Origin of the sequence: Microvirga tunisiensis (assembly GCF_009296175.1) — a bacterium.
Lineage (GTDB): Bacteria > Pseudomonadota > Alphaproteobacteria > Rhizobiales > Beijerinckiaceae > Microvirga > Microvirga tunisiensis.
In genome coordinates this window covers 1-611 of the sequence record NZ_VOSK01000969.1, presented here as the reverse complement: position 1 = coordinate 611, position 611 = coordinate 1, and the positions used below count along the sequence as shown (strand labels likewise).

Here is a 611-nt window from a genome sequence, read left to right as displayed (position 1 = left end):
GATCGTGTGGGTGCTGTGCGAGAATGAAGCGTCTGCTGAGGGCGAGTAGAGCATGAGCGGCCTCCGGGGTGAGGTGACCGCCTTACCTCACCAATCCGGCGGTCACTGGCCCATGAGATCTTTTTTCTGCGCCAGATGAGGCGCGCGCGCGACATAGACGTAGCGCGGGCGCTTCCAGCGATAACCCGCCTCGTGCAGCCGCCGTCGCAGCGTCCGCGGGCTGACGGCGAGGCCCTTCGCGGCCAGGTCGTGCGCCAGCAGCGGCACCGTCCAGCTCGTGGCCTGGTAGCCGCAGCGGCGCGGATCGCGCGCCAGGGCTGCCGCCAGCCGTTGTGGTGTGAGCGGGCGATGGAGGCGCGGACGCCCGCTGCGCGGCCGGTCGATCAGAGCCGTGGCCTCATGCTCAGCCTTGTACTGCATCAACCATCGGTGGACGCTGGAGCGGTTGACCCGGCAGCGGCGGGCCGCCTCGGCTGCGGAATAGCCCTCGGCCACCAGCAGCAGCGCCTCGAGGCGGCGATACACGCGGGCCTCACGGGCGCCAGCCAGCGCGGCGGCCAGCCGCTTGCGATCCGCCTCGTCGAGCCCCGTCCCGGGAGAGTGATCATGTC

The 611-nt window shown here is 70.7% G+C and carries 1 protein-coding gene; it reads right to left on the bottom strand.

The genetic code is table 11. The annotated features are described in order from the left end of the window. Positions 1-102: 102 nt before the first annotated feature. On the bottom strand, positions 103-611 hold a 509-nt coding region (locus FS320_RS44780), incomplete at its 5' end, for a helix-turn-helix domain-containing protein (protein ID WP_244627797.1).